This is a genomic window from Bacillus pumilus, assembly GCF_024498355.1.
Classification (GTDB): domain Bacteria; phylum Bacillota; class Bacilli; order Bacillales; family Bacillaceae; genus Bacillus; species Bacillus pumilus_P.
Genome location: NZ_CP101833.1, coordinates 1,788,417 through 1,813,557 on the forward strand (window position 1 = coordinate 1,788,417; position 25,141 = coordinate 1,813,557).

Here is a 25,141-nt window from a genome sequence, read left to right on the forward strand (position 1 = left end):
TTTACGTAAAAAAGAGGATGGGTTTCATCCTCTCTTTTACTAAGGCGATTCAATTGTGGCTGTTTCTTTTGCAAATAATTGCTTCATTGTTTCCCAGGCGGTGTCGAGTTGTTCATGAAGGCCAAATAAGCCTGAGGTGCCGATGATGTAGATCTCATTTCCAGCCTCAGCAAGGAGGCGGAAGGTGTTTTCATTACAAGAGCCGTCTACTTCGATTGAAAACGAGTATCCTCCCTTCTCTTTTACATCCTTCACCTCTTTGATTTTCTGAAGCATTTCTTGAATAAAAGGCTGTCCGGCAAAGCCTGGATCGATCGTCATGATCGTCACTCGGTCTATTAAATGAATAAAAGCATCTAACGCCGCAACTGGTGTGGCAGGATTTAAGACAAAGCCGACCTCACACTCTCTTTGGTGGATATGCCGGATGATTCGAAAGACGTCTTTTTGCACGACTTCTGGGTGTAAACAAATCATGGTTGCGCCTGCATCAATACATGCATCGATTAAAAATTCCTGGGGGTGTTCGGCCATAAGATGAACATCAATCGGTACATCTGTCAGTTTCCGAAGCTGTTCAATGAAAAAGGGTGATAAGGTGATATTCTTCACGTAATGACCATCCATGATGTCGACATGATACCGATTTGCTCTCGTGTTAAGAAGATGAATTTGTTCACGGAAGTGTGTTAAATCCATGCACATCAGTGAAGGTGAAAAAATGGCTGTCATTCTCAGCCTCCTCCTTTTTTAAAGATGAAATAAAAACTTGATCATTCCAATCAAGATTCCGATGATACCGAAGTCTGTATCTCCAAAAGTTGTCCCTTCAAAGCCAAGAGTTCCTAACACAGGGAGTAAACAAGCAGGTAAGAATGAAAGAAGTAATCCATTCACAAATGCCCCTGCGACAGCACCTCTCACCCCTCCTGTTGCATTGCCATACACTCCTGCTGTAGCACCGCAAAAAAAGTGCGGGACAAGACCAGGGACAATCACAGTTAAACCAAACAAAGGCAAAAGGAAAATGGACAAAATTCCTCCTGCAAAGCTGCATAAAAAACCGATGATGACCGCATTTGGAGCAAATGGAAAAACGGTTGGCGCATCAAGGGCCGGCTTTGCTCCTTTCACAAAGCGATCGGCAATCCCTTTAAAAGCAGGCACGATTTCACCAATTGCCATCCGAACCCCTGCTAAAATAATATATACACCAGCTGCAAAGGTAATGGCCTGGATGAGAATAAAGACGGCGAAATTCGTGCCTCCGCTGATCTGTTCTATAAAGGAAATCCCTGCAAACGGTGCGATCGCAAAGAACAGCAAAGCCATTGTGATCGAAATTGCAACAGATGTATCTCTTAGAAAGCCGAGTGATTTAGGCACTTGAATGGTCTCTGTAGATTTCTCTGGACGGCCTACCCATTTGCCGATCATTCCCGCTGTAAAATAACCGAAGGTACTGAAGTGGCCGAGCGCGAGATCATCGTTTCCGGTGACTTTCCTTGTATAGGGCTGAAGGATAGCGGGTGCAATCACCATAGCTGTACCTAATATGATCGAACCGGTGGTGACAAGGAGCGCTCCGTGCATTCCGGCTGTTGAGAGAACGACTGCGAGCATCGCAGCCATATATAAGGTATGGTGACCTGTTAAAAAGACGTATTTAAAGGGTGTGAATTTTGCCAGTAACAGATTGACCAGCATGCCAAAAATCATAATGAGCGCTGTCTGTGTACCGAATTCCTTTTGGGCAATGGCCGCCATGGCATCTGTATTTGGAACAACTCCTTGAATGTGAAAGGCTGCTTCAAACATTTTTCGAAAAACACCAAGTGAATCAGACACGACTGTGGCGCCGGCTCCTAATATTAAGAATCCCATGGTTGTTTTCAAGGTGCCTGACACGGTATCTGCGGCTGATTTTTTCTGCAAAAGTAAACCGGCTAGTGCAAACAAACCGATGAGAATTGCAGGCGTGCCCAATATATCGTTCATGATCAGTTCTATCATGATGTGAATCCCCCTTTTTCCTGACTTATATGTGTTTGCGAAGAACGTCTTTAATGGATTCCTGGTCTAACAAGTTATTTAATCCAGCAACCTTTCTTGTACCGTCATCCAGTTGATCAATAATGTCTTTTGCTCCGATATACAGATCGGCTTTTTCATTTTTACTTGTACTGAGATCGGTATGATCCACTTTAGCTAAAAGGCCTAACTCTTCTAAAGCTTTTTTGACATTCATTTCTACAATAAAGCTGCTTCCTAATCCGTTTCCGCACACAACAAGAATTTTTTTCATTCTCTTTTTCCCCCTTTATACTTGTGAAAATTGATCAATTAGTTCTTGAATCGATGCTAATTCCTCTGCTTCAATTAATTGTTGGATTCGTTTTTCATCACTTAGCAGCATGGTCAGCTGTTTGAGTGCTTTCAGGTGAGTCATACTGTCAATGGCAGCTAGCACAATGACGAGCCGAACCTGCTTTTTTTCATCCTTTGAAAAGTAAACAGGCTGTTTGAATGACATGAGTGACATGCTTAATGTGTTCACGCCGTCCTCTGGTCTGGCATGCGGAATCGCCACTTGTGGTGCAATCACAATATAAGGCCCATTTTGATGAACGGACTGAATCATGGCTTCCACATAACCTCCCTGAATGGCATTTTGATCGAGTAAAGGCTGCGCTGCTTTTGTGAGGGCCTCTTGCCACGTTTCTGCGGTTTGCTGGAGCTGAATGGTTTCTTCTGTTAATAAATCGTTTAACACTGGTTTCCACCCTTTCTGATGGGATACATATTCGGGATGAAGCAGCTCCTTAAGATCACGAAGCAGTGCTTTTTCATTTTGTACGATGGTATGCTGCTGAATGATGTTGAATAAAACGTCTACCCTTTGCTCATCAAGCCTGGTTTCCCCGCCATCCCCATATTGGAGCAATATTTTTTTCTCATAGGCGGTAAGAATAGGGTGAACGACGTGAACGGGTTTTCCTTTAAACGAAATCGGTGTTGTTGATACAACAAAGTCGGCATCGATGGATGACAATTCTTCATATGAACGCTTAGATAACAGAGCGCGTACCTCGATGTAGCCGATTAATTCAAGCAGCTGTGTTTTCAGCATGTGACTTGTGCCAATTCCTTCGCCGCAGACAATGTATACAGAACGCCTCTCAATCGGTGAAATCCCTTCTCTTCTCATCCAGCCGCCAAAATGCATCGCAACATACGCAATTTCGTGGTCGCTCATCTTTGAACAGGTCGCCTTTTCTAAATGGCATGCGACCTTTTGAGTGATTTCAAACACCTCTGGCTGTGCTTTTTTCATCGAATCTGTTAATTCATTGATGATCCCAACGTGATAGATGAGCCTGTAATAGGCCGGAATTAAATGCATGGTTAAGTTTTTCTCTAAGGCTTCTGGCTCTTGAAAGGAAATACAAGCATACCGCTGAAAGTCAAATATCATTTGTCTGGCGATGGTACGAATGAGATGCTCTTCAGGTTTTTTACTTGATGGAAGCTTTTGTTTCTTTGCGCTGAGCCATAGCGTGCTAAGAAAATAGATTTCATCATCATGAACATGAAGACTGGTTTCTTTTTGAATCTGTGCCATGAAGCGAATAGCAGCCAAGCATTCATCTGTTTCCTGCAATGTACGCTTTTCTTCGTTTGAAAGATGCACAGCACGTCCTAGCTTCATCCGCTTGAAGTAGAAAAAGAGATCCAAAGACAGCTGATCCAGCATGTCATCTGCAAACTCGAGCTTAAGTTCTTGTTCTGAGTGCTGGAGGAGAAGGTGTAACCGCTTATATGAAATAGGGCCCTTTAACCAAAACGAAGGAAACGTTTTTTCGTTTTTGATCATTGTTCGAATGAAGTGGATATAGGGCTTTAAAGCCAATCGAATCGCTCTTTCGTCACCTGATAAAAAATAGCCGCAGGCTGCCTGATAATGAAGGGTGAGCTGCTGCTTTGAAAGCGCCTCTTTTAGCTGTTTCATATCTTCAAGCAATGTATTCCGGCTTACCTTTGTCATCTCTATGAAATCATCAATCCTTAAGCGTTTCTCGCTGCACGCAATGGATAAGAGCAGAATCGCACGCCTTTCCTTTACACATGGTTCATAATCATGACCGACGAGAATGGTGTCTGCTTTTTTCAGAATCGCTTCTTTCTCACTTGGATTTAAATAGTAGCCAAACTGTTCTTTTCGCTGAACACGGCTAAGCTGATGTGTTTCGAGCCAGTTATTCATTCGTTTGATGTCGGAGTAGACGGTTCGAGTAGAGACATTCAGTCGATTCTGTAAGTCTTCGATTGATAGATAAGATGTCGTGTGAAGCAGCATCGATAATAAAGTGGTGCCCCTTTTGGTTAAATACAGATGGAATCCCTCCCTTCTTCCCTTTGGTTATAAGTTTAATCAACTGACTGGCGGCAAAGAAGTCCAAATGTCTTCAGCTTTTGATGTGCAGCTTTTGGGTTCCCATTTTTTCCATAAGAAAAAGCACACCCGCATGAGTGTGCTTTGTTACGATTTAGATTTGAGCAGTTGGAGTTCTTGATCCATGATATGAGCTGTTTCGGAAATAAATTGAATGATGAGATCTAATTCTTCGGGCTTGTACTCATTTGTCAGTTCTTTGGTTGAAGCTGATAAAGATCGGAAAAGTTGTTTCACCTGTGATTTCCCCGCAGTCAGTGGAACAATGATGACCCTTCGCTTGTCTTTTGGGTCCTTCTCCCTTTTGGCGTAGCCTGCTTTTTCAAGCCGGTCAATAAGAGCCGTGACGGCACCTGAGCTAAGACCTGTTTTTTCACTTAATTCGCCTGCTGTGAGTGGTCCCAGTTCGTTTAATAAATCGGCTGATTTGAGATCTGTTGGGAAAAGGCCGAGCGATTGAGCGGCCGCTTGGTGGAACAAAACCGTTCGTGTGGCAAGTCGCCTCATCGTATGAATCATCAGGTCTGCTCTGTCTTCAGCCCCGTTCTTTATTGACAACTTGTTCTCCTCCCTTTAAAATCAATTTATCTTGATCATCAAGATAAATGTTCTCTTACTTAATGATTAAATTGATCATAGCAAAAAAAAGAAGAGAACGTAAGCAGGAGGTAAATGAAATGAATACTGTGGATAAAGGCAAGGCATCCACTCGCTTCGTTGTCATCGGTTTGCTGTTAGGTATTTTTATGGCAGCGATGGACAATACCATTGTCGCAACAGCGATGGGGAGCATCGTAGCAGATTTAGGCAGTTTTGATAAATTTGCTTGGGTGACCGCTTCTTACATGGTGGCAGTGATGGCCGGAATGCCGATTTATGGAAAGCTTTCTGATATGTATGGTCGAAAGCGTTTTTTTCTGTTTGGACTTATTTTCTTTTTAATTGGATCTGCGCTGTGTGGTATTGCACAAACGATGGATCAGCTCATTATTTACCGAGCCATTCAAGGGCTTGGAGGCGGTGCACTGCTTCCGATCGCATTTACGATTATCTTTGATATCTTCCCGCCTGAAAAGCGCGGAAAAATGTCAGGTATGTTTGGTGCAGTATTTGGTTTATCAAGTGTACTTGGCCCGCTGTTAGGTGCCATTATTACGGATTCGATCGGCTGGCATTGGGTTTTCTATATTAACGTGCCAATCGGTATCGTCAGTGTGATCTTGATCGCCAGATACTATCAGGAATCGCTTGAGCATCGTAAGCAGAAAATCGACTGGTCAGGTGCCATTACTCTTGTCGTTTCAGTTGTAAGCTTGATGTTCGCACTTGAGCTTGGTGGTAAATCTTATGCTTGGGATTCCGTACAAATCCTAACACTATTTGCTGTATTTGTTGTCTTCGGTACCATCTTTTTTATCGTTGAGCGTAAAGCTGAGGAACCGATTATTTCATTTTGGATGTTTAAAAATCGTTTATTTGCGACATCTCAAATTTTAGCGTTTTTATATGGCGGGACGTTTATAATTCTTGCCGTCTTTATCCCTATTTTCGTGCAGGCAGTGTACGGTGAATCTGCGACAAGTGCAGGCTTCATTTTAACTCCGATGATGATAGGGTCCGTCATTGGCAGTATGATTGGCGGAACGATGCAGACGAAAGTACCTTTCAGACGCCTTATGACCATTTCTGTGATTTCATTTTTCGCTGGGATGATGCTGCTTGCCAACATGTCACCAGATACAGCAAGACTCTGGCTCACGCTCTTTATGATGATATCAGGCTTTGGTGTCGGCTTTAGCTTCTCCCTTCTGCCATCTGCTTCAATGAATGATCTCTCTCCGCGCTATCGCGGCAGTGCAAACTCAACCAATTCGTTTATGAGATCACTTGGGATGACGTTAGGTGTGACGGTTTTCGGGACGATTCAAACAAATGTCCTGACGAATCGTTTAGCAGATGCCTTCAGCGGAATGAAAGGAGCCCCTTCTCAAATTGGCGATCCGCAAGCCATTTTCCAAGAGGGTGCCCGCTCACAAATTCCGCCTGATATTTTAAATAAAGTCATCGATGCGATGTCACAAAGTATTACGTACGTATTTATGATTGCTTTATTCCCGATTGCACTTGCGGCGATTACGGTCGTATTTATGGGGAATGCACGAGTACGCACATCAAACGAAATGAAAGAAAGTGAATAATGTGAAAAAGCAGAGCGATGGTGGCTCTGCTTTTTTTCGTCTCATTGATATAAAAGATGGGCTTTGCCTTCACTGCCAACGATCCGTATTTTAGATGTGACCATGTCCTTTGCTGCTTGTTTTGCTTTTTGTAAATACATACGCGGATCTAAGCTTTCGGGTTCGTTTGAGAAATGATCACGAATGGCTTCGGAGTAGGCGTTTTTTAGTTCAGTTGAGACATTGACCTTAGCCATACCAAGTGTGACACATCTTCTGACATCCTCTTCTGGTACAGCTGAACCTCCGTGCAGGACAAGTGGTACATTGACAAGCGCTGCAATTTGTTCAATGCGGTCAAAATCAATATCCGGTACCCCTTTATAAATGCCGTGGGCGGTGCCGATCGCAGGCGCTAAAGTGGGTACCCCTGTTTCTTCTATAAATTGACGGCACTCTGATGGAATGGCTTTTTCAGCATCCTTTTCATCTACCACGATGTCATCTTCTACGCCGCCTACCTTGCCTAGCTCGGCTTCTACATTCACACCTACTTTTAATGCAAGATCAACCACTTCTTTTGTGCGGCGTACATTTTCTTCATACGAATGCATCGATGCATCGATCATAACGGATGTATAACCCGCCCTGATACAGGTGAGAATCACATCAAAGTCAGTACAATGATCCAGGTGAAGACCGATTGGGATTTGATATTGGTCAGCTGCCGCCTTCACTGTATCTGCAATGGCTTTTGCTCCAAGAGATTGAACCGTTCCGACCGTCGTTTGCAAAATCACAGGTGACTTTAATTCAGCTGCCGTTTCGAGCACCCAATAAATACTGTCAAAGGAGTGCACATTGAATGCGACAATTCCGTATTTTTCTTTTTTTGCAGCTTCAAGCATCGGTGTTGTTGAAAGTAAAGGCATGGTCAAACATCCTCTCTAGTCAAAATTTCTGTTTTTAATACAGCGAGCATTTCTTCATTTGTTCTTGTTTCGAGCAGCTTTTGACGTTTCGCTTCATCCATTAAGCCTCGTGAAAGGGCAGAAAGTGCTTTTAAATGAGTGGTCCCTGCTTCATTTTTTGGGATCAGTAAGGATAAGAAGAAAAAGCAAGGCTTTCCATCAAAAGCGTCCCATTCAATTCCGGTTTCGGTGCGGACGATCACTAGTGCTGGTTTCGTGATGGCGTCTGTCTGTGTATGCGGAATGGCAAATCCATCTTGAAAGCCTGTTGTACTAAGAGCTTCCCTTTCAACTAAGCCTTCTTTGACATCCTCTGGCGATGTGCAAATACCTGCTTTGCAGGCAATGTCAGCAATGGCTGCGAAAACGCCTGCCTGTGAAGAAGCTGTTTCATGAAGATTCATATAAATATGTTCCATCATTTCTCTTCCCCCTATTAAACTGCGGCTTTGTCTATTTTTTTACGGTAAAGTCCGTATAGAATCGCACCGATCATAGATCCGATCAATATGGAAAGCACCCACTGAAATGCGCCTGTGACGACTGGTAGGACAAGGAATCCGCCATGCGGTGCAGGAACCTGTACGCCGAACAAATAAGTCAAAATAGCAGAGATGGCCGAACCAAACATAATAATCGGCAGGACAACGACTGGGTTTTTGGCCGCAAACGGGATGGCCCCTTCGGTAATATGTGTAGCACCTAGAATATAGTTGATCGCCCCTGCATTTCGTTCTTGTGGTGTGAAATGTTTTCGGAAAATCGTTGTCGCAATCGCAATGATAAGCGGCGGTGTAATGCATGCAGCAGACACACCTGCCATGAAATAAAGATTGCCTTCTGCAAGTAAAGCCGTTCCTGTCACATAGGCTGCTTTGTTAAAAGGTCCACCCATATCAAATCCACACATAGCCCCAACAATTAAGCCTAAGAGCAGCGGATTCGTGGATTGAACGGATGAGAGAAAATCCATTAGTGAATTATTTAACCCTGTAATTGGAACTAATAGAGGAGTCATCACAGCCCCTATCAAGAAAATACCGATGACGGGATAGATGAAGATCGATTTTAATCCATCAAGTGATGCAGGTAATTTTTGAAGCATGAATTGAAGCAATAGAATGATATATCCTGCTGCAAAACCTGCGATAATACCACCTAAGAAACCGGCACCTCCATCGTTTGCAAGCAGCCCTCCTATAAATCCAACAACCATCCCTGGCCGTCTTGCGATCGAATCAGCGATAAATGCTGCTAAAATCGGAACCATTAAGCTAAAGCCGAGTCCGCCAATGCTTTTCAAATAGGCAGCAAACGGATGATACGTTTCATGCTGAGGGTCAGCAGAGTAGATGCCAAATAGAAAAGAAAGGGCAATTAAAACCCCGCCGCCTACGACAAATGGAAGCATGTGTGATACACCGTTCATTAAGTGCTTATAGATGGTGTGTATCCATTTATTTGACGTCTTTTGCTGAGTGGGTGAAGGTGCAGATGTATTCTCGGTAACAGCAGCCCTGCCTTTCACTTGATGAATAGGTGCATCTCCATTTAAAATACTCTGGATCAGCTCAGCTGGCGTGCGAATTCCTTTAGATACAGGCACTTCTATGAGTGGTTTTCCATGAAAACGGTCTGTGTGCACATCTTTGTCAGCTGCAACAATGACTCCATCAGCTTCCATAATGTCTTGGTCCGTTAAAGCGTTTTCAATTCCTACTTGACCATGCGTTTCGACTTTGATGTCGACCCCTAATTGCTCAGCAGCTATTTTTAAGGCCTCAGCTGCCATAAATGTGTGCGCAATGCCTGTTGGACAGCCGGTTGCAGCGACAATTTTTTTACGGCTCATGTTGACTCCCCCTTATATGTTGTGAATGTGAATTTGCTCTATCAGCGACTTGATATCATGTAAATCACTTAAGCCTTTTGAAAATGCGGTAGATGCTCCTGTTGCAATCCCGTAGCGTAAGCATTCTTCGGCTGAATGTCCTTCAAGCTGTTTACTAATAAATGCTGCGAGCATGGCATCTCCTGAACAAGCTGTGTTTACTACCGTGCCTGTTGGTGCGTTTCCTTTTAACACGTCTTCCTTCGTGATGAATAGAGCCCCTTCTCCTCCGCGGGAAATGAGTACTTGCTCTGCACCCATCTCGATGAGTTTTTCTCCGGATTGAATGAGTTCTGTTTCTGATAAATGATGTGTTTTGCCGAAAAAAGCGGCCAATTCTTCTTCATTTGGTTTTAATAAATACGGATTGTACTGAAGCGTCTCAAGAACCGCTATAGAGCTTGTATCTAAAATGAATTTGACGTTGTTTTGATGACAAATTGCAGCTACTTCTGAAAAAATGCTGGCTGGTACGCCCTTTGGCAGACTGCCTGACATAATGAGGATACCGCCCTGCGGGATTGCTGAAATTTTCTCGCGAAAGGCGTGAAGTGCTTTTGCCTGAATGGCAGGACCTTGATTCACAAGCTTGTATTCTTCTGTTGTATTGATAAAAACGTTAATGCGCGTAATTCCTTCAACCGGGATAAAATCTGTTGGAATGGAAAGATCTTTTAAGGATTGCTCAATATATGAACCAGAAAACCCGGCAATAAAGCCTAATGCAGTGCTGTTAACGCCATATTTTTTTAGCATAATCGACACATTGACGCCTTTTCCATTCGGCTGATAATCCTCATCTTCTGTGCGGTTCACTGTATTTGCCCGCATTTCTTTTAATGCAATATATAGGTCAATAGCAGGATTTAAGGTGCAGGTATAAATCAATTGGTTTCACCTTCTTTCTTTTCTCTAAAGAAAGTATCTCATACGATTCAATGAAAATGTTTTCAGATTGTGTAAAGGTTTTCATGAGGAAAAGCCTTCCAGCACAAAGTCTAGAAGGCTTCTTATCGGTTATTTCATTCGGATCACGTAGGCGTCTAGTAAAATGCGGGCAATGACATGAAGAGACAGGCGGGAGCGGACTTCATAATCTGGGAAGAAAGATTGTTCGCCTTTATATCCGACTAGTGTCATGTCTGATATTTTACTTAATGTAGAATCAATTCTTGTTGTGACGGTAATGGTTGTGACCTGCTTCATGCTTAGATTTTGACAGGCTTCAACGAGTTCTGCTGTTTCTCCATTTAATGAAACAAAGATGGCAAGTTCGTTTTTATCAATGTCACGCGATTTTAGTCGAATGATATTCGGATCGTCGTGCACTTCACATGTTTTTCCGATGAGCTGTAATTTGATGGTCATCTCTTTGGCAATCATCTCTGAGAAGCCTCTGCCAAAAATATAAATTTTATCTGCATCATGTATTTTTTGAACGGCATCTTCAATTTGCCCAATACTTTGCAGCTGTATCGTCTTTAAAACCTCTTCTTCATTTTTACGAATCGCCAGTTTGATGTCTTCATCAATATTTTTTAGCTGGTCGCTTTCATCTGTCATTTTCTTTTCTTGTTTCAATCGATATTTAAAGGATGTATAGCCATTGTAACCAATTTTCTTCATCAGTCTGACAATAGTGGCTGTCGACACATTGGCTCTTTCACTTAAAGTGACGATGGATAAGGTGGAGATGTCCTCTAAATGCTGGTGAATATAATGGAGTAAGTACCGTTCTGTTTCACTTAATGTTTGATACACATCACTTGGAATATTAAATAATGGTTCATTCAATGCGATTCCCCCTTACTTATTTCATACTATAATTAAATGTCCTGTGAAAACAAGTTGATTCTTTTGTCCTGTAATTTTTTATTAGAAGGCGAAAATGAGTGGAATTTTATTTTTAACATAAACTAAGAAAAAGTAGTGTCTGTGCGAAAGGAGCTGATGACTATGCTTCATCTCTTCATTTTTCTAATTCTTCTATATGTGGTATATGTATTTTTGACCGCATTTGTTTTGTTTTATTTACCGGTACAAAAAACATGCAAGGAGCATTGCATTTATAAAGCCTCTTCTATCTCAGGAGACGACCAAGGCACAAATCAAGTCATGCTTCTTGACGACGGGTTTGAGTCGGGTCAAGTCAGAATCCAAATGATTCGTGAGGCTAAAAAGGTGATTCGTCTGAGTTATTATTCCATTCAAAAGGGAAAAACAGCCGAATGGGTACTTGGTGCTTTAATTGAGGCAGCTGATCGAGGAGTGAAGGTTCAGCTATTATTAGATGGCATCTGCCACAGCCTGCGTGGGCCGCTGAAGCATTTGCGCTATGCCGTAGCAAATCATCCGAACATGGCGATTCGTTTTTATGAGCCCTTTCGTTTGTTCAAGCCTTGGACGTGGCATAACCGTCTTCATGATAAGCTGCTTTTGGCTGATGGAAGAGTCGCAGTGATAGGCGGAAGAAATATCGGTGATAAATACTTTGCAGATCAGCCGCCGAAAAACTTTGCTTATGACCGTGATGTGCTGCTCTATAACGCCAAAAAGGGAAAAGTATTAGATGAAATGGAGCAATATTTCGTTTATCTATGGAATCATAACTTTACGAAAAGAACGAAAGATGTGTTCTCTAAGCAAAAAGCGAAAAAAGGGTTAAAACTGAGAAAGCAGCTGCTCAGATCCTATCACGAAGCGATGCACACGAAAGAACCTTTTGTCATGTCCTCCTTTGATTGGACAGCAGATGCCACTTGTGTGAAACAGATTGCATTTTTCACAAATCCAGTGGAGCGCTTCAATAAGCGTCCTCTCGTGCTGAAAAAATTAAACGATCTAGCTCACCGGGCAAAGCGTTCTGTTCTCATACAGACGCCTTATGTGATACCAACACGTCCCATGAAAGATGGACTTACTCCCTTAGCTGAAGACATTCAAACGACGCTCGTCACGAATTCTCTTACAGCAACACCAAATCCTTTGGCTTTTGCAGGATATTTAAGCACGAAAAAGGAACTGATGAAAACTGGCGTTCATTTGTATGAATATGAAGGCCCGTATTCGATTCATGGGAAATCGATGGTCATTGATGATTACTTAAGTATTATCGGGACATATAATTTAGATGCAAGGTCCAGTTTTTTAAATACAGAATCGATTTTGGTCATTGATAGCGCACCGTTTGCGTTATCTCTTACGCAGGCAATCGAGCGGAAAATCGCCTATAGTGTCCTCGTGGCTAAAGACCGAACAGAATATAAAACGAGCAACTATGGGAAGAAAAAAAAGCCTTTGATGAAAAGGCTCTTTTTAAATGGCTTATCGACGATAACCGTTATTTGGCGGCGATTGATCTGAAAAAGGGCAGCTACTTTTGTGGCAGCCCTTTTTCTTGCGATTGACCCTCTTCTGCTGACTCCAATTTGGTCAATTTAAACACCAAGATCCCAGCAACAATCACAATGACACCTAATAGTTTTGTAAAAGAAAATGCCACTTTTTCTAACCCAAGCCAGCCAAGCGAATCAAACAAAAGCGCGCAGCCTAGCTGTGAGGTGAGGACAATCGAGATCCCATAAGTGGGGCCTAGACGTTTGATGCTCTGAACAAGGCAGATGACAACCCCTACCCCAATGGCTCCGCTTACCCAGTACCAGGCTTCCATATGCCTTAATTGAAACATGCCAGTTCCTTCTAACATAAGACCCATAAAGAGTGAAGCAATAAAGCCCATTCCAAGAACAAGTGTCGTTGTTGACCAAGAGCCTGTATGCTCATTGACTTTACTATTAAAAATGGTTTGTAAGCTGACGAGTGCACCAGCTGTGATCGCTAATATTATTCCTATGATCATATATAAATCCCTTCGTTTCTTCTATTCATAAATGTTGTGCTCTGCTATTTCTAAAAGCCCTTTCCGGTCACGAATCGTAATCTTTCCTCTTCGCCTTTCAATCAGCCCTTTTTCCCTGAATTGCTGAATGACCCGATTAATATGACGGTAGCTCGTCCCAATTAAGCTCGCCGCATCAGTGAGACGCAGAGGGCGCGTTCGCGTGGTGTCGTCATCTGTTACAACAGATAATAAATAGCTTGCGAGCCTGACTTCCACAGGATATAAAAGGTGGAAGCTTAAATCGTTTGATTTTGTATAAAATTTGTTTGTGATGCCTTTTAGCAAAAAGGTTAAAACATGAGGGTCATCCTTCGCATGGTGCATGAGCGCTTGATGGGAAATTCTTAGTATATGTACTTCTGTGACAGCTTCGACTGTATTGACCATATCCGTCTGCTGGACATATTCAATATCTCCAATCGCTTCAAGAGGATTTTTAAAGCAAAGAATAAAGGTTTTCCCTTCCTTTGTGGTGGTGAAAATCTTTAATTTTCCTTTCACTAACAAGTACAAGTACTCCCTCTTATCCCCTTTTGAACAAATCAGCTCACCTTGTTCATAGCGCCACAACGTCACATGTGACATCAAGTTCTGATGAAAGACGTTTTGTAAATGATGCGCCTTGATATAAGAGGAAAAAAGAGATTCATCGTGCAGCTCCTCCATATGATCCCTCCTTTATAGCTTTAAAATGATCACGCCCGCAATCATCAAAAGAATTCCTGAATAATGAGGCCATTTCATTTTCTTCTTCTGTACACCAAACCATCCTTTTGCATCAATTGCAAAGGTAAACGCAAGCTGTGCTATCAGTAAAGCAGCGATGGTGAGTGTCACACCAATCATTTGAATCGCGGTGACTTCATTAAAAATAATAATGGCTGCAAATGCCCCGCCAATTAAATAGAGTGGCTGCACCTTTTGATATTCTCGAAAGTGCCCATCCCGTACGATGAGTAAAATGAATAGAGAGATGATAAAACCGGTTAGCTGCGTGATAGTTGCCGCCTGCCATGTGCCGATATCCTGGCTGATTCTTGCGTTGGCTACGCCTTGCAGTGTAATACAAGCGCCTCCTAATAATGCGAAAATAACACCTTTCATTCTTTCAAATGCTCCTTCTTTTTCAGTCTAGTTCTATTAAATGATAGATGCCCTGATGTTGAAAAGGACATATGTCCCACTTTGCGTATTATATCAGAAACTTTTTCTATTGCAGTTTCTTCGTTTTAGATTTTTCACAGTGGGTACAGTTTTATATCAGCTGAAAACAGAATATTGAATTGAATCACATATAAAAAGGAGACATGTCAGAATGAGAAATCAAGAGAAACATTTTATTAATGGACAATGGGTCGCTTCAACAGGAAACGAAACGACGGAAGTGATTAATCCCGCTACAGAGGAAGTCATTGGCACAATTAGCTTAGGAACAAAAGAAGATTTAGATAAGGCCGTCAAGGCAGCTCGTGCCGCGTTCCCTTCTTTCTCAAAGACGTCTCGAAATGAACGAGTAGAGATGCTGGAAAACATTGTGCGCGGGTATGAAAAGCGCAAGGATGAACTTGTAGAAGTCATGACACAAGAGCTCGGTGCTCCGCTTAAAGTATCAGAAGAGGTTCATTACAAAATGGGACATGAACACTTCTCTAAAGCAGCAGAAGCACTTAAATCCTATACATTTACCGAGGACCGCGGCGGTCATACCATTATAAAAGAAGCCATTGGCGTCAGCGGACTGATTACACCGTGGAATTTCCCAACAAATCAAACATCACTTAAAATTGCTGGTGCGATTGCAGCAGGCTCACCCGTTGTCTTAAAGCCTGCGGAAATTACACCATTTGCTGCGATGATTCTTGCAGAAATCATTGATGAAGCAGGCGTACCAAAAGGTGTCTTCAACCTCGTGAACGGAACCGGTGAAGTCATTGGGGACGGCATTAGCTCACATCCTGATATTGATTTTGTTTCATTTACTGGTTCAGGTGCCGTCGGCTCTAAAATTATGGAAAATGCTGCAGACAATATGAAGAAAGTGGCCCTTGAGCTTGGCGGGAAATCCCCTCTTATCGTTTTAGGTGATGCAGATATGGATGAGGCAGCTGAAACCGCCGTTCATCATATTGCGATGAATACAGGTCAAGTGTGTTCGGCAGCCACACGAGTTCTCATTCCAGAATCGATGAAAGATTCGTTTGAAAAAGCGCTGCTGAATGCCCTGCCGAAGTTTACAGTTGGTGATCCGAGAGAAGATCACGCCACTGGCCCGCTCGTATCCAAAAAACAATGGGATACCGTGCAGTCTTATATTGAAAAAGGAATCGAAGAAGGCGCTACCCTCCTTGCAGGCGGAACTGGTAAGCCGGACGGCATTGACAAAGGATATTTCACGAAGCATACGATTTTCACAAATGTGAAAAATGATATGGCCATTGCACAAGAAGAAATATTTGGACCAGTGATGAGTGTCATCACGTATCAGGACCTAGATCATGCCCTTGACATCGCCAATGATACGGTTTATGGCCTTGCCGGATATGTTGTTGGAAAAGATGAAAAAACATTAAAATATGTCGCTGAACATATTCGTGCTGGCCAAATCACCATTAACAATGCCGAAACAGATTACTTTGCCCCATTTGGAGGCTTTAAGCAATCTGGTATCGGAAGAGAATGGGGAGATTTCGGTATCGAGGAATATTTAGAAGTGAAAGCTGTGATGGGGCTTCCAACTGCATAAGTCAGATAAAAAAGGAAAACGGCCATCCGTTTTCCTTTTTTATGCCCTCCCCTATTCGTACGTTCTTTGTCATTAGAAATCTTAATCATGACAATCAATATTATATATTTTACTTAATGGCAAACTTTCGGTAAAGTTCAAATTGAACCTATATATATAATTCCTATCGAATTAATCTATGTTTATATTCCTTGTGAGGTGGATATCGTTGCAACTTCATGTATTGAACAGTCCGTTTAGCCAGCAGCAGGCAGAACTACTCAATCAGCTGCTTCCGACTTTAACAGATCAACAAAAAATTTGGCTTACCGGTTATTTATCAGCACAGGCAGCTCTAGCCGGATCAGAAACGGCCACTCTGGCCCCTACTCCTTCCGCCGCAGTACCTGCACAGTCTGTCAGTAAAGATGTGACCGTACTTTATGGCTCGCAAACAGGCAATTCCGAAGGTTTAGCGAAAAAGACAGCGCAGCATCTTGAAGAGAAAGGTTTTCAAGTGACGCTCTCTTCTATGTCAGATTTTAAACCAAATAATCTGAAAAAAATAAACAATTTACTGGTGATCGTCAGCACACATGGCGAGGGAGATCCGCCTGATAATGCCCTTTCTTTCCATGAATATGTCCACGGCAGACGTGCGCCAAAGCTTGATCATTTAAGCTTCTCTGTTCTTTCACTAGGCGACAGCTCATACGAATTCTTCTGTCAGACGGGGAAAGAATTTGACGAGCGCTTAAAAGAACTTGGTGGAACGCGTCTTTTCGACCGGGTCGACTGTGACCTTGATTATGATGAACCGTTCTCTGAATGGCTTCAAGGGGTGACATCTTCTCTAAGCGAAGGTGAAGCAGCAATACTACCGCAAGAATCAGCGGGAGAAATAAGTAAAGCTGCTTCTGAATACTCAAGAACGAATCCCTTTTATGCTGAGGTGCTTGAAAATATTAACCTGAATGGCCGCGGATCTAACAAAGAAACCCGCCATTTGGAGCTTTCTCTTGAAGGATCAGGACTTGTTTATGAGCCGGGCGACAGTCTTGGCATTTATCCGACAAATGATCCTACGCTTGTTGAGGAACTAATCAAGACATGCGGATGGAATGCAGAGGAAGCCGTAACCGCTCATAAAAACGGAGACACTCTTCCTTTAAAAGAAGCACTTACCTCGCACTTTGAGATTACAGTATTAACAAAACCTCTTCTTCAAAAGATCGCGGCATTCACGAAAAGTGAAGACTTGCAGGCCCTTTTAGAAGAAGGAAACGAAGAAAAGCTAAAAGCGTATATAGCAGGCCGAGACTTATTAGATGCGGCTCGCGATTTTGGTCCTTTTGAAGGAACAGCAGCAGATTTCACGTCTATTTTAAGAAAAATCCCTGCACGTCTATATTCGATTGCAAGCAGTCTAAAAGCAAATGACGAAGAGGTTCATTTGACAATAGGTGCTGTGAGATATGATGCACACGGGAGAGAACGTCAAGGGGTCTGCTCGATTTTATGTGCAGAGCGCTTGCAGCCAGGTGATACGTTACCTGTTTATATTCAGCACAACCAAAACTTTAAACTTCCTCACGATACTGATGCACCGATCATTATGGTAGGACCAGGCACAGGCATCGCCCCTTTCCGTTCATTTATGCAGGAACGCGAGGAAATCGGTGCAAACGGAAAGTCATGGTTATTCTTCGGTGATCAGCACTTTGTGACGGATTTCTTATACCAAACAGAATGGCAAAAGTGGTTAAAGGATGGCGTCTTAACGAAAATGGACGTGGCTTTCTCAAGAGATTCAGAGGAAAAGGTATATGTCCAGCACCAAATGAAGAAACACAGTAAAGAATTATTCGAATGGCTTGAGCAAGGTGCCTATGTCTATGTTTGTGGTGATGAAAAGCATATGGCGCATGATGTTCATGGTACCCTTCTATCGATCATTCAAGAAGAAGGTGCGATGAGCAAAGAGAAAGCAGAAAGCTATCTTGCCAATTTACAGCAGCAAAAACGCTATCAGCGTGACGTCTATTGATTTGATGCTTGAAAGAAAGGAGCTTTTACGACATGGTGAAGACAGCATTAACAGCGCCGGATGGACCTCCGAGCGACGTAGAGGAAATTAAAGAAAAAAGTGATTATTTACGGGGTACGTTAAAAGAAGTTATGCTTGATCCGATTTCAGCGGGAATTCCTGATGATGACAACCGGCTGATGAAGCATCACGGCAGCTACTTGCAGGACGATCGTGACCTTAGAAATGAACGGCAAAAACAAAAGCTTGAACCTGCCTATCAATTTATGCTGCGCGTACGCCTGCCTGGCGGAATCGCCACATCAAAGCAGTGGCTTGTGATGGATGAGCTTGCTCACAAATACGGCAACGGCACGTTAAAGCTGACAACTCGTGAAACCTTCCAGCTTCACGGTATTTTAAAATGGAACATGAAAAAGACCATTCAAGACATTCATTCCACCATGCTTGATACGATCGCTGCTTGCGGGGATGTGAATCGGAATGTCATGTGTACTTCAAATCCCTATCAATCAGAAGTGCACCATGATGTGTACGAGCTGGCAAAAAAATTAAGTGATGACCTGCTTCCACAAACAAGAGCGTATCACGAGATTTGGCTTGATGAGGAAAAAGTAGCGGCAACGCCAGACACTGAAGTTGAGCCGATGTATGGTCCGCTTTATTTACCAAGAAAATTCAAGATTGGCGTTGCGGTCCCTCCTGCTAACGATATTGATGTCTTTTCACAGGATCTAGGCTTCATTGCGATTATCGAACATGATCAATTAGTCGGCTTTAATGTCGCGATTGGCGGCGGAATGGGTATGACTCACGGTGATACAGCGACCTACCCTCAACTTGCAAAGGTCATCGGTTTTTGTACACCTGAGCAGGTTGTGGAGATTGCCAAACAAGTGATCACCATTCAGCGTGACTACGGAAACCGTTCAGTAAGAAAAAATGCCCGCTTTAAATATACGGTGGACCGGCTCGGCCTTCAGAATGTAAAAGAAGAGCTTGAACGCCGCCTTGGATTTGCCCTTTTAGACGCCAGAGGTTATCACTTTGATCATAACGGTGACCGCTATGGCTGGGTAAAGGGCATTAACGGAAGATGGCATTATACGATGTTTGTTGAAGGCGGGCGCATCACAGATTATGATGATTATCCGCTGATGACAGGCATTCGTGAAATTGCAAAGATTCATACGGGTGACTTCCGCTTAACAGCGAATCAAAATTTAATCATTGGAAATGTCACATCTCATAAAAAGAAACAAATCGAGCAACTGATACAGGAATTCGGTTTGTCAGACGGCCAGCAGCACTCTGCACTGCGCCGCAGTTCAATGGCTTGCGTTTCTCTTCCAACATGCGGCTTAGCAATGGCAGAAGCAGAACGCTACCTCCCTCGCTTGATTGACAGAATTGAAGAGATTGTAGAAGAAAACGGCTTAAGTGATAAAGAAATCACCATTCGAATGACTGGATGTCCAAATGGATGTGCCCGTCATGCTTTAGGTGAAATTGGCTTTATCGGAAAATCACCTGGCAAATACAACATGTATCTTGGCGCTGCGTTTGATGGCAGCAGGTTAAGTAAACTGTACCGGGAAAATGTGGGTGAGGAAGACATTTTAAGCGAGCTTGGCTCTTTGCTCCCTCGCTACGCAAAAGAACGAGAAGAAAATGAACATTTCGGTGATTTTGTGATACGGGCAGGTATTGTCAAAGAAACAACCGATGGAACGAATTTTCATGTGCAGTAAAAAAGACAGGGATCCTTCCTGTCTTTTTTCTATTGATTCTGTTTCCTTTTCAGGTATGCGGAAATGCTCTTATACACATTTGGGTTTTCTAGTGAAGAAAGATCTGGTGAAGGCTTCTGTTCATACGCCCCTTTTAATAAACGCCGGACAATTTTTCCGTTTCTTGTTTTCGGTAAAGCTGAAATGAGATGAATCTCTTTTGGTATGAGCGCTTTTCCCGCACGTGAACCAACATGTGCTTTGAGCTCTTGAATGAGCTTGGCTTCTTCAAAAGATTGTGAACTGGTCACTATGAAACACACGAGCGCCTCTCCCTTTACCTCATCCGTTACCCCAATTACAGCGGCTTCGTGCACGGCCGTATGTCCCACAAGGATGGATTCAATTTCAGATGGACCGACGCGTTTGCCTGCTGTATTAATGACATCATCCGATCTGCCCGTGATATGGAATGCTCCGTCCTCTGTTTGCATGACCCAATCACCATGTGTCCATACCCCGTCAAATCGTTTGAAATACGTGTCTTCATAACGCTCAGGCTCATTCCAAAAACCACAAGTCATGCCGACCCAAGGCTTTTTCACAACAAGCTCCCCTACTTCATTCATGACGCTCTGACCTGATTCGTTATACACATCTGCCGCCATGCCTAAAATCGCCGTATTAAAAAGAATCGGTTTGATTGGACGAAGCAAAGTACTTCCTACAATGCCACCAGACACTTCGGTCCCCCCTGAATAGTTTAAGATGGGGATGTTCTTTTGACCGATTGTGTCAAAAAGCCATTGCCACGGTGCTTCATTCCAAGGTTCACCGGTAGAAATGATGGCTTTGACATGCGTCAGTTCAATCTCTGCAAGGTTTTGCTGCATCGCAGAACGAACAAATGTAGGCGAAAGCCCAAAATGGGTGACTTTCTGCTGGTGGATGAATGACCAAAGATGCTGCTGATCTGGATAATCGGGTGCGCCGTCATATAGAACAATCGCGGCTCCATTGATCAAGCCGCCAAAGACTAGAAACGGTCCCATCATCCAGCCCATGTCTGTGAGCCAGAACAGCCGGTCTCCTATTGCGACATCCATACAAAGACCAGCATCAAAAGCCGCTTTTACAGGAAAGCCTGCGTGTGTATGAACGGCTCCTTTTGGCGTGCCAGTTGTTCCAGAGGTGTACAAGATCATGAGAGGGTCTTCATTTGTGACATAGGTCGTATCTTTTATCGGCTGTTCTTTTAATACATCATTTAGTCTTACATCATCTTGATATTCAGTATCAGAGGAAGCATGCACAATGACTGTTTTGACGGTATTTGTTTTTTTGATTGCATCAGCTACACATTCTCGCATGTTGATGGTTTTCCCCCGGCGCGTCATTTCATGCCCTGTGACGACAATGGTTGCACCTGAAGCACGAATGCGTACGGCAAGAGGCTCACTTCCATAGCCCGAGAAGACCGGACTAAAGATCACTCCAATCTTTGCAAAGGCAAGCATGACGGCAACCGTTTCAGGAAGCATAGGCATATAGACGATCGCCACATCCCCTTTTTGAAGCCCTCTCTTCAAAAAACCAGCTGCGAGACGATTGACTTTTTCCTGAAGATGGAGGTAGGACCAACTCTGTTCTTCCCCAGCTTCATTTCCCCAAATCAGCGCTGGTTGATGTTTGGTCTCTTCTTTCTCCGCCCATTTGTCCACGGCCGTTTCGGTGATGTTCAATTGGCCGCCTTTATACCACTTTGGCCACATGAATGACTCTTGACCTAATGCGGCTTCATACGGCACCTTCCACTGAATGCCGGTGGCTTTTTCAGCTTCTTTCCAAAACCATTCTGTGCGCTCGATACTAGCTTGATAGAATGCGTCATAAGTAGAAAAACCAAGTGAGTGCATCCACTTGCAAAGACGTGTTTTTTTGATCATCTGCTCTCCCGGTATCCATGCTGGTTTCAGGTTCATCTTGAGGACGCCTCCCTTTAGACCGGATAAACCGGATGTTTTCGTCTCGTAAATGTCATCTCTTTAGAGGTATAGGCTTGTAATCTATTACATAGTTCAGCTCTTAAACGGTCAAATGGGATGACGCCGTCGACAATCATTTCAGAGGCAAGCTCGTATATATTCATATCTTCCTGGTATTCCTTGCGTTTCTCTTGTATAAATGAGGCTCTCTCTTCGGCAGGCAGTGCGGCAATTTTATTCGCATAGACAGCATTTACTGCGGCTTCTGGCCCCATCACAGCAATTTGGGCAGATGGAAGAGCAAGACAGCAATCTGGCTCAAAGGCAGGCCCTGCCATTGCATATAACCCTGCACCGTATGCTTTACGCACGATGACGGATATCTTCGGTACGGTCGCCTCTGACATAGCGGAAATCATTTTCGCCCCGTGACGAATAATGCCCGCTTGTTCTACTTTTGTTCCAATCATAAACCCCGGGATATCCGCAAGAAAGAGAAGTGGAAGATGAAAGGCGTCACATAGCTGAATAAACTTGGCGGCTTTGTCAGCCGAGTCATGAAATAATACGCCGCCTTTCACCCTCGGCTGGTTGGCAATAAGACCGACAGGCTGACCATTCATGCGGCCAAAGCCTGTGATAAGCTCTGCGGCAAACAGCTTTTTGATTTCAAAAAATGATCCTTCATCGATGAGTAAATCAATGAGTTGATACATATCGAAAGGCGTATTCTGACCTTTAGGGATGAGATTTTGGATGGATATCTCAGATGGTTTAGGTGCTTTTGCGGCTATCGTTTTTGGTCTTTCCGTATAGTTGGCAGGCATGTAGGTTAAATAATCACGCGCGATTTGAATGGCCTCTTCCTCTGTTTGCGCTAATACATCCCCGCACCCAGAAATGCTGCAATGCATTTTTGCCCCGCCCATTTCTTCAAGGGATACTTTTTCTCCAATCACCATTTCGGCCATTCGCGGAGAGCCTAAATACATGGAGGCATTTCCTTCGACCATGACGACGATATCACAAAAAGCAGGGATGTAAGCACCGCCGGCCGCAGAAGGACCGAATAGTAAACAAATTTGCGGGATACGTCCAGACAGCTTGACTTGGTTATAAAAAATGCGCCCTGCCCCCCTCCTGCCTGGAAACATGGCGATCTGATCTGTGATTCTGGCTCCAGCTGAATCGACTAAATACAGCATCGGACAGTTGAGCTTCTCGGCTGTTTCTTGGATTCTAATGATTTTTTCTACCGTTTTGACGCCCCATGATCCCGCTTTGACGGTAGAATCATTTGCCATGAGGCATACGGTTTGTCCATTCATGCGTCCCGTCCCTGTGACGACACCATCTGCTGGTAAATGTTCATCTTGACATTCGGCAAACATCGCATCTTCAATAAAAGAATCCTGATCTAATAATAACTGGAGCCGATCACGGACGAACAATTTTCCTTTTTCTTTGTTTTTTTGATGGTATCGTTCGGCTCCGCCTTTTACAATCCGCTGTTTTTTCACTTCATATTCTTCGATCATGTCCATTCCCCTTTCTTGCTAGTTGCCTCTGTAATGAGGCGTTCGTTTTTCTTGGAAAGCCTGAAGACCTTCCATTCGATCTTCTGTATCAATGAGCCGTACATAGGCTTCGTATTCTTTCATCAGACCTGTACGTAAAGCGTGATCAAGGCTCATTTGAATCGCTTGTTTCGCTTCTTTTAAAGCAATTGGTCCGTTTTTAGAGATTTGTTTTGCGAGAGAAATGGCGTCATTCATGAGAGCATCTGCTAAAGAGATGTGCTCAATCAGCCCAATTTGAATGGCTTCTTCTGCTTGTAATGAAGACCCTGTGAAAATGAGTTCCTTTGCTTTACCGAGTCCGATGAGGCGCGGGAGACGCTGCGTCCCTCCTGCCCCTGGTATGATAGCTAGTCCTGTTTCTGGCAGGCCGAGCCTGGCTTCGGCTCTTGCGATGCGAAGATCACAAGCCAGCGCTAGCTCAAGACCTCCGCCAAGTGCGTGTCCGTTCATAACTGCAATGACAGGTATAGGCAGGGACTCAATCTCAGTAAAGGTTTGCTGAATCGTAAGAACGGCTTCTTTGGCTTCTTCTTCTGTCATCAATCGTCGTTCTTTTAAATCTGCTCCTGCGCAAAAGACTTTAGAGCCAGCTCCTGTTATGAGCAAACAGCGGATGCTTTCATCGTCTTTGATTGCTTGAATGGTTTGATTAATCTCCTCAAGCATCGCAGCAGATAGGGAATTCGCTTGTTCTGGCCTGTTTAAGGTCATGATGCCAATCTGCTCATCTTGTATCGAAAAATTGACCAATGATGTCATGTCATTCATCCTTTATGAAGTAGTATGAGAGTGAAAAGCACGTAAGCAGTGACTAGGCAGGGTTCGATCTACTTTTGTTTCAATCCATTCTGCTGCTTTAATCAATCCAGGAAGGTCGATATTTGTTTCAATCCCCAGTTTTTGAAGCATATGCACCACATCTTCTGTCGCCACATTCCCGCTAGAGCCAGGTGCATATGGACAGCCGCCAAGCCCGCCGCTAGAGGAATCAAATATCGTGATTCCAGCCTTTAATGCCATATATATATTCGCAAGACCCATCCCCTTCGTATCATGAAAATGAAGAGCGATTTTATCAGCAGGAAAACGCTCTAGTAAAATGTCTAATCGTCTTTCTACTTGCAGCGGATGGGCTTCTCCGATGGTGTCACCGAGTGATATTTCATCGATGCCGTAGGAGAGCAGAATATCCGTTAACCGCAGCACTTGATCCATTGACACTTGTTTTTCATAAGGGCAGCCAAACACGGTAGAAATATATGCGCGAGTATTTCGTCTTTCTGCTTTTAAATCTGCTGTCATTTGTTTGATGACAGGAAGGGTTTCATGTATGGATTGATTCATATTCTTCTTGTTATGTGTTTCACTCGAAGAGATAAACATAGCGCCTACATCAAGATTTGCTTCAAAGAAATAGGCTAAGCCTTTTTCATTAGGAATAAGTGCGGCATAGGTGGTATCGTCTTTTTTGTGTAAGGATTGGGCTAATTGTTTGGCGTCTTTTAAGGCAGGAACCCATTTCGGATGGACAAATGATGTGACCTCAATATAAGGGAGATGGGCTGCCGCGAGTAAATCAATCCATGTTCGCTTCTCGTTTGTGTCCAGCCAAGCTGATTCATTTTGCAGTCCGTCCCGCGGGCCGACCTCTCTGATAAGCACACTTTTTGGTAATGCCATTTGG

Annotated in this window: 22 protein-coding genes; 5 read left to right on the forward strand and 17 right to left on the reverse strand. The window is 43.5% G+C overall.

Features of this window, described 5'->3' with window-relative positions:
• Positions 1-39: 39 nt before the first annotated feature.
• The 5 genes from alsE to NPA43_RS08970 all read right to left on the reverse strand — a co-directional run bounded on the left by alsE (position 40) and on the right by NPA43_RS08970 (position 4,972).
• Positions 40-732: a D-allulose 6-phosphate 3-epimerase gene (gene alsE, locus NPA43_RS08950; protein WP_099728390.1), complete on the reverse strand. Its 693-nt coding sequence runs from the start codon at positions 730-732 to the stop codon at positions 40-42.
• An 18-nt stretch (positions 733-750) separates the two neighbouring features.
• Positions 751-2,013 carry a PTS ascorbate transporter subunit IIC gene (locus NPA43_RS08955; RefSeq protein WP_230030234.1) on the reverse strand — a complete coding sequence of 421 codons (1,263 nt, stop codon included), beginning with the start codon at positions 2,011-2,013 and terminating at the stop codon, positions 751-753.
• Between the two features lie 25 nt (positions 2,014-2,038).
• Positions 2,039-2,305, reverse strand: coding sequence for a PTS sugar transporter subunit IIB (locus NPA43_RS08960; protein ID WP_099728392.1), 267 nt, complete (start codon positions 2,303-2,305; stop codon positions 2,039-2,041).
• 15 nt (positions 2,306-2,320) lie between these two features.
• Positions 2,321-4,393, reverse strand: a complete 2,073-nt coding sequence (locus tag NPA43_RS08965) for a BglG family transcription antiterminator (RefSeq protein ID WP_256499671.1) — start codon at positions 4,391-4,393, stop codon at positions 2,321-2,323.
• A gap of 147 nt (positions 4,394-4,540) precedes the next feature.
• A complete protein-coding gene (locus NPA43_RS08970; RefSeq protein WP_230030538.1) occupies positions 4,541-4,972 on the reverse strand; it encodes a MarR family winged helix-turn-helix transcriptional regulator in 432 nt (143 codons plus the stop codon).
• Positions 4,973-5,130: 158 nt separating this feature from the next.
• Here NPA43_RS08970 and NPA43_RS08975 point away from each other — a divergent pair, with 158 nt between their 5' ends.
• Positions 5,131-6,651, forward strand: a complete 1,521-nt coding sequence (locus tag NPA43_RS08975) for an MDR family MFS transporter (protein WP_256499627.1) — start codon at positions 5,131-5,133, stop codon at positions 6,649-6,651.
• Positions 6,652-6,692: 41 nt separating this feature from the next.
• On the opposite strand, the gene NPA43_RS08980 is transcribed toward NPA43_RS08975, so the two are convergent.
• The 5 genes from NPA43_RS08980 to NPA43_RS09000 all read right to left on the reverse strand — a co-directional run bounded on the left by NPA43_RS08980 (position 6,693) and on the right by NPA43_RS09000 (position 11,286).
• The gene (locus tag NPA43_RS08980; protein ID WP_249705543.1) at positions 6,693-7,562 is read right to left on the reverse strand and encodes a class II fructose-bisphosphate aldolase; all 870 of its coding nucleotides are present in this window, start codon (positions 7,560-7,562) and stop codon (positions 6,693-6,695) included.
• 2 nt (positions 7,563-7,564) lie between these two features.
• Positions 7,565-8,023: a PTS sugar transporter subunit IIA gene (locus tag NPA43_RS08985; RefSeq protein ID WP_099727814.1), complete on the reverse strand. Its 459-nt coding sequence runs from the start codon at positions 8,021-8,023 to the stop codon at positions 7,565-7,567.
• Positions 8,024-8,037: 14 nt separating this feature from the next.
• Complete coding sequence (locus tag NPA43_RS08990; RefSeq protein WP_256499628.1) at positions 8,038-9,453, reverse strand: PTS fructose transporter subunit IIC; 1,416 nt, start codon at positions 9,451-9,453, stop codon at positions 8,038-8,040.
• A 12-nt stretch (positions 9,454-9,465) separates the two neighbouring features.
• Positions 9,466-10,380: a 1-phosphofructokinase gene (gene pfkB / locus NPA43_RS08995; RefSeq protein WP_230030240.1), complete on the reverse strand. Its 915-nt coding sequence runs from the start codon at positions 10,378-10,380 to the stop codon at positions 9,466-9,468.
• A 129-nt stretch (positions 10,381-10,509) separates the two neighbouring features.
• Positions 10,510-11,286 carry a MurR/RpiR family transcriptional regulator gene (locus tag NPA43_RS09000; RefSeq protein ID WP_099727817.1) on the reverse strand — a complete coding sequence of 259 codons (777 nt, stop codon included), beginning with the start codon at positions 11,284-11,286 and terminating at the stop codon, positions 10,510-10,512.
• Between the two features lie 162 nt (positions 11,287-11,448).
• Between NPA43_RS09000 and NPA43_RS09005 the strand changes: the two genes are divergently transcribed.
• A complete protein-coding gene (locus tag NPA43_RS09005) occupies positions 11,449-12,855 on the forward strand; it encodes a phospholipase D-like domain-containing protein (RefSeq protein WP_256499629.1) in 1,407 nt (468 codons plus the stop codon).
• Positions 12,856-12,865: 10 nt separating this feature from the next.
• Here NPA43_RS09005 and NPA43_RS09010 read toward each other — a convergent pair whose 3' ends face one another.
• From NPA43_RS09010 to NPA43_RS09020, 3 genes are read right to left on the reverse strand one after another with little or no spacing between them, the layout of a single operon-like run.
• Complete coding sequence (locus tag NPA43_RS09010; RefSeq protein WP_099727819.1) at positions 12,866-13,351, reverse strand: DMT family transporter; 486 nt, start codon at positions 13,349-13,351, stop codon at positions 12,866-12,868.
• Positions 13,352-13,372: 21 nt separating this feature from the next.
• Complete coding sequence (locus NPA43_RS09015; protein WP_256499630.1) at positions 13,373-14,059, reverse strand: Crp/Fnr family transcriptional regulator; 687 nt, start codon at positions 14,057-14,059, stop codon at positions 13,373-13,375.
• A 12-nt stretch (positions 14,060-14,071) separates the two neighbouring features.
• Positions 14,072-14,497: a DMT family transporter gene (locus tag NPA43_RS09020; protein ID WP_256499631.1), complete on the reverse strand. Its 426-nt coding sequence runs from the start codon at positions 14,495-14,497 to the stop codon at positions 14,072-14,074.
• 211 nt (positions 14,498-14,708) lie between these two features.
• Between NPA43_RS09020 and NPA43_RS09025 the strand changes: the two genes are divergently transcribed.
• The 3 genes from NPA43_RS09025 (at position 14,709) to cysI (ending at position 19,913) form a co-directional block, all read left to right on the forward strand.
• Positions 14,709-16,136, forward strand: a complete 1,428-nt coding sequence (locus tag NPA43_RS09025; protein ID WP_099727822.1) for an aldehyde dehydrogenase family protein — start codon at positions 14,709-14,711, stop codon at positions 16,134-16,136.
• Positions 16,137-16,344: 208 nt separating this feature from the next.
• On the forward strand, positions 16,345-18,162 hold the full coding sequence (locus NPA43_RS09030) for an assimilatory sulfite reductase (NADPH) flavoprotein subunit (protein ID WP_230030243.1): 1,818 nt from the start codon (positions 16,345-16,347) through the stop codon (positions 18,160-18,162).
• A gap of 32 nt (positions 18,163-18,194) precedes the next feature.
• Entirely contained in the window at positions 18,195-19,913 is a 1,719-nt protein-coding gene (cysI, locus tag NPA43_RS09035) for an assimilatory sulfite reductase (NADPH) hemoprotein subunit (RefSeq protein ID WP_099727824.1), read from the forward strand.
• 29 nt (positions 19,914-19,942) lie between these two features.
• Here cysI and NPA43_RS09040 read toward each other — a convergent pair whose 3' ends face one another.
• The 4 genes from NPA43_RS09040 to NPA43_RS09055 are packed head-to-tail and all read right to left on the reverse strand — an operon-like array spanning position 19,943 to position 25,137.
• Positions 19,943-21,874, reverse strand: coding sequence for an AMP-binding protein (locus NPA43_RS09040; protein ID WP_230030244.1), 1,932 nt, complete (start codon positions 21,872-21,874; stop codon positions 19,943-19,945).
• Positions 21,875-21,891: 17 nt separating this feature from the next.
• The gene (locus tag NPA43_RS09045; protein WP_099727826.1) at positions 21,892-23,415 is read right to left on the reverse strand and encodes an acyl-CoA carboxylase subunit beta; all 1,524 of its coding nucleotides are present in this window, start codon (positions 23,413-23,415) and stop codon (positions 21,892-21,894) included.
• Positions 23,416-23,433: 18 nt separating this feature from the next.
• The gene (locus NPA43_RS09050) at positions 23,434-24,216 is read right to left on the reverse strand and encodes an enoyl-CoA hydratase (protein ID WP_256499632.1); all 783 of its coding nucleotides are present in this window, start codon (positions 24,214-24,216) and stop codon (positions 23,434-23,436) included.
• A gap of 12 nt (positions 24,217-24,228) precedes the next feature.
• Entirely contained in the window at positions 24,229-25,137 is a 909-nt protein-coding gene (locus tag NPA43_RS09055; protein WP_256499633.1) for a hydroxymethylglutaryl-CoA lyase, read from the reverse strand.
• Positions 25,138-25,141: the final 4 nt, after the last annotated feature.